We start from the raw sequence: 4,863 nt of genomic DNA on the forward strand, positions 1-4,863 counted from the left end.
ACCCCTCCTGCTCCTCTATGGCCACCAGCACCGTGACGCGGGTACGGCCCCCGTCATAGTAGACTGTCAGGCGGCAGGCGTTGTTGCCCTCCTCGTTGTAAGCATCCTGGAACAGCGTCTGTTCATCGTACTGCCGCCCCGCCGCTTTCAGATCCTGATACGCCTGCTCCACCACATCCATGGCAGTTCCCTCGTTTGGAACAATGGCGGCGGAGACCCGGAGGCCGTGGGCCTTGGTCATCATAGAGATACCGTCGTCGTAGTAATTCATCTTTCCGCCGCAGGGCATGAAGGTATCCAGAAACACATCGTACTCAAACATCCCCTCCGGTGCCTTGAAGAACGCCTGGCCGCAGTAGTTGAAGCCCATGTTGATGGCCGGGCGGAGCTGCTCCTGATAGTTTTCCTCTGTAATGGCTGGCCCGGTAAACTGGAGGTTTTCCAGCATATACAACAGCGTCCCCCGCGCCAGCTCCTCATCGCTATCGTCATCGTGGACGCACTCAATGATGATCAGCGTGCCCCGCTCAGACAGGGCCGCGCCGGTGTGGGCAGTCTGCTCGTGTGGGAGCTGCACCGTCCGAAGATTGTAGCGATAGGTGACCCCGTTGTCCCCCATACCCCAGAGGAATTCCTCACTGTCCGGGCGGAGGCAGCGGACATTTTCTCCCTGTGTTCTCTCCAGGGAAATTTGGGCGGCTTCCTCGCCTACACCGTATTGCAGGGATATCTGGTAGGTGAGGCCGTTCTCCTGATCCTCCAGCTGGGTCGTGGACGCCTGGAAGGCGTCATCCGTCCGGAGGATCAGGCCGTTTAAGTAGTAGTCTCCAATTACCTTTGGCGCTATGGCCTTGGTGACGGATGTGGAATCCTCCGGGTCAGGTACAACAGACTCCACCGGGGGAGGCTCTGGCGGGAGGAGCGCGGCCTGGCGCTCCTCTTCCAGCCCGATGTGAATGCCCACCGTCAGACAGAACACGGTGATCACCAGAGTCATCATAGGATTGCGCCACCAAACCGGCACAGCCTCTTTGAGTGGTTCCGTATCGCCAGGAACCGGGCTGAATTTGGGATAGACCTTTGGAATAGGGGCTTTACGCCCCACGTCATTGGATATGACCCATCTCCATTTGTTCTGGTATTCGAGACTGGGTCTGCTGATCTTGACGGCAATGTTATTTTCTTTTGAAAGCAGAGAGACTATGGACGCCTTGAAGCGGGTCCGCTGGGTCTGCGGCAGTTGATCCCATATCTGTGCCAGCTTTGGGAACCGCACATGAAGGGTGGCATCCTGGATGCGCTGCATCGCAATCAGCCAAAGCTGTCCGTCCTTTCGGGCGTACATCACCTTACGGGCCGCAAGAATATGCCCGGATGGTCCAGGCAGGGAAGCAATCGCCAAAAAACTAAAGCCCATACCGCATAGGGCGTAGAACAAGGCCAACTCATGTCCAAGCAGATCCGGAAGCCAGACGAGGAGAAAGAGAACCGTCAGCCACAGTCCTTGGGTGATGCGCCTTTGTAGGAGCCAGGGACGTATCCAGGCGTGCTTGGGCAGGTAGATCTCCAGATCCGCAGGTGGCGCTTCCTGGGGAGGCTTGCAGGGGCGGGATGCCCGCTCCAGAAATTCCTGCTCTTTCTTTGCGTCACGGAATAGGGTAGTCCAGGAACCCAAAGCTGCCGCTGACAATCCAGCCAACTGAAACCAGTAGTTGGTGCCGCCTGTGAAGAACAGTGGACTGAGGAACGCCTGTTGTATGCCTGCTGGATCGCCAGGAGCGGCAGCGAGGGCGAAACTCAAATGGTTGACAAAAATTCCCCAGAGAAGTGTCGGAAAGAGCGCCAGCAACACCACAGCCTGGCTGTTCCTGTTGGCAAACAACACCCCGCCCTTGACCGCCCAGAATGCGATTGCCGCTCCGCAGAGTAAGGCAGGAATCCCGCCGATCAGGTAATTCGCCGCCAGAAAGCAGTCCGCTCCCAGCGCCGCGCCCAGGAACGCCCCGGCCAGTGCCGCGGCGGTACGGGAAGACTGCCGCCCCTGTTCCCATTCCAGTTCCATGATTGCTGCCTCCGTTTTGAATATCTGCTGTCAGGGATAGCTCTCTATCCCCTGTGAATGGGGATCAGCTTCGTTTCAACTCCCTTTTGAAACAATCATTCCGTCCCGAATTTCCAGTTCGCCCAATTGATCCAACACATCATGCCGATAATCTAATTCGTCCTGGTCCTCGTAGCCACGGAAATACACGGTTTCGATAGCGTCTCGGTTAAAGAAGAACATGGATTGCGGATCAACAATTCCTTCTGGATAGTAACAGGCGGAGTAATCATAAATGATATCTGAACCAGCCTGTGCCTGAATACGCCCGCAAATCATAATCCGTTTGTTTCCGCCTTCCAGAAGAACGACTGATCCAATCGGCAAAAATTCGTCTTCATTGTATTCAACAGAGATATCAGATACCTCGCCTTTTGCTCCGCTTTCCGGAGTACCATTCGATGGAGACTCCTGATTGCTACAGGCCGCAAGAGACATAAACAGCGAAAACATCAGCGCAACAGCAAGTAATCTTTTATTCATGCTCATAGCAAATTTCCCCTAAATAAAGACAATATTTATTTGGGCGATTTATCACGCCCGGATATTCACTCCGCCCCCGCCGATAGCCGCAAGGAAGTCCCGCCAGCTGTCCGCGTACTTCTGATAGGTGGAACTGCCCAGGCTGGAGGGCTTGCCGATCTGCTCCATCAGCCGGTTTACACTTTTCTCCAGCGGCGAAACCTCCTTGGCATCGGGAGCGGTGTAGAAGTTCTTCCAATAACTCTCCATGCTGATGCCCCAGCGCAGGGCCTGAGGATTCCGGGCAGTGGCCTGGGCGGTGATACTCTGCCCGTAGGAGGCCCCGGCGCGGATAGCCCCGGCCCCATTACCGCCATTCTGCCGGAAGGCGTTCAGCGTGGCGTCGTAGATGCCCTGGAACACGGAGCGATCCACAGGGGCGAATGTCCCTTTGGGTTCGCCAGGGGCAAGGTGGCTCTCCCGTTGGGCAAGCGCCTGGTCCAGCGCCGTCAGCGCGTTTTCGTGCCCCTGAGCGCGGCTGTTCCGAAGCAACGCGGCCATGTTTTCGCTCACCAGTCCCTTGGAGATCATCGTCTCTGCCTTCATGTCCGCCAGGGACAGGCCCAGCGCCAGCGTTGCCTCGTTCCGCCCGCAGAAGGATGCATCAAAAATCTCCGTCCGGTAGCTTTGGGCGATCTGCCCGGCGGCGGCCAAGTCCTGCACCGAGTATCGGGCCTCGCTCTGACCGGCCTTGTCCGCCGCCCGGAGCTGGGAGGCGATATAGGCGTCGTGGTTCTTCAGCCATACGCTGTCGGGGCCGGTCTGCTCCACGGCCTCATGGACCTGCTTCAACGCACCCCGGTACGTCTCCTCTTTCTCCGCGAGAATGGTGGAAAAGCTGTCCCGGACTGCCTGGGCGTCGCTGTCGGAGAGACCCAGATTGTCCTGCAAAGCCTGGGTGTAGCCGTCGATCATCCCGGATTTCCCGGCCTGATAGACCTCCTCCAGCTTGGCAAGCTGGGCGGTCAGCTCCTCGCCGGTGTAATTGCGCTCCAGCTTATCCCGCGCCGCCACATAGCGGGAAGCCAGATAGTCCAGCCCGTCCTCCAGTTCCTCCGGAGTGGTGGTCTTGAACGCCTCCAACTCCCGCGTCAGGCCGGTCCAGTCCACCGAGCCGTCCAGACCGTTCTGCCGCAGGGTGTCCAGGTAGGCGGACAACTCCTCGTCGGTGGGCTTCATGGTGTAGGAGCCCTGCCGCACACGGTCCTGCATCCGCTGAATGCTGGCGGGGTCGAAGATGTTGAAATCAAAATTTTCCTTCTTCCACAGACCTTCCGCCGCGTCCCGGATGGAGTAGTCCTCCCGGTAGCCCTTGCGGTCGGAGAGGTCCAGGTGAAGCAGTCGGGCGGAGCCCTGGGACGTGCCGCTGCCGGAAGTCGCGGCGGCGCTGGGGTCACAGCGGAAGCCCGCCTGGGGCGTGCCGGTGGTGATCTGGATGGTGATGTTGGGGATGTTTCCTATATTTTGGATGTTCATGATGGTTCCTCCTAAAAGTAGATTTTTATGTATTTACTGAAAATTGGATTAACGGTGGAATACCCGCTTCGGGCAACAAAAATATAATAATCGTACTAATCACTTGAAGTATAGCAATAAACATAAGCAGATACTTTATTCCATGCTTAAACTTTGAAAAAGGCAGCAACATCCAGCCAGACATCAAAATACATATGATGGAAACAACAGCACAAATTCCGAATGCAATATAAACATTGATTTGAGCGATTTTCTCCAATAATCCAGTCAAATACAATATTATATGGACCGCTTGCAGAGTCCCTGCCACAATACATATTCGCTTACTATTTTCAGATTTGAAGGAATTGCGTCTTAACAAAATAAGTACTCCGATTATCGTTAAAACAAGTAAAATTCCAATTCCTGCGTAGACAGTAAAATTCATAATCTCACACCTATCTTCCAACGCTAAACCCCAATATTAGATGCAAATCGTCACTCCTTATTCTGCTGCGACATACCTTCCTATGCCCTTGGGGATAACCTCAGTCCCCCCACAGGATGGCGATTGCAAGAATTGCCACGCCGATAATTCCAAAAATATTTTTTCACAGGAATTTTCAATGCTTTCATAGGAAGTCCTCCCATCACTGCTCTTGGCACAAAAATCCAGCAGCAAACCTTGGAAAATGATTTTGGATAAGCCGATAAATAAGATAGCCGCACACCGCTCCAGCAGTATTCAAAATTATATCGTCAACGGCAGTATTACGCATGATAAA

4 protein-coding genes are annotated in these 4,863 nt (G+C 54.9%); all 4 read right to left on the bottom strand.

Features of this window, described 5'->3' with window-relative positions; genetic code table 11:
• On the bottom strand, window positions 1-2,062 hold a 2,062-nt coding region (locus tag JX325_RS12720; protein WP_204791483.1), incomplete at its 3' end, for a hypothetical protein.
• A 75-nt stretch (window positions 2,063-2,137) separates the two neighbouring features.
• A complete protein-coding gene (locus tag JX325_RS12725; protein WP_243414077.1) occupies window positions 2,138-2,590 on the bottom strand; it encodes a DUF4176 domain-containing protein in 453 nt (150 codons plus the stop codon).
• Between the two features lie 45 nt (window positions 2,591-2,635).
• Complete coding sequence (locus JX325_RS12730; RefSeq protein WP_204791484.1) at window positions 2,636-4,099, bottom strand: hypothetical protein; 1,464 nt, start codon at window positions 4,097-4,099, stop codon at window positions 2,636-2,638.
• 25 nt (window positions 4,100-4,124) lie between these two features.
• Complete coding sequence (locus tag JX325_RS12735) at window positions 4,125-4,526, bottom strand: hypothetical protein (RefSeq protein ID WP_204791485.1); 402 nt, start codon at window positions 4,524-4,526, stop codon at window positions 4,125-4,127.
• Window positions 4,527-4,863: the final 337 nt, after the last annotated feature.

The sequence above is a fragment of the Oscillibacter sp. CU971 genome (assembly GCF_905219725.1).
Classification (GTDB): Bacteria; Bacillota; Clostridia; order Oscillospirales; family Oscillospiraceae; genus Oscillibacter.

What these genes read in the sequence shown, in the direction of transcription:
- JX325_RS12725 (WP_243414077.1), bottom strand. Translation starts at nt 2,590, where the DNA reads ATGAGCATGAATAAAAGATTACTTGCTGTTGCGCTGATGTTTTCGCTG.
- JX325_RS12730 (WP_204791484.1), bottom strand. Translation starts at nt 4,099, where the DNA reads ATGAACATCCAAAATATAGGAAACATCCCCAACATCACCATCCAGATC.
- JX325_RS12735 (WP_204791485.1), bottom strand. Translation starts at nt 4,526, where the DNA reads ATGAATTTTACTGTCTACGCAGGAATTGGAATTTTACTTGTTTTAACG.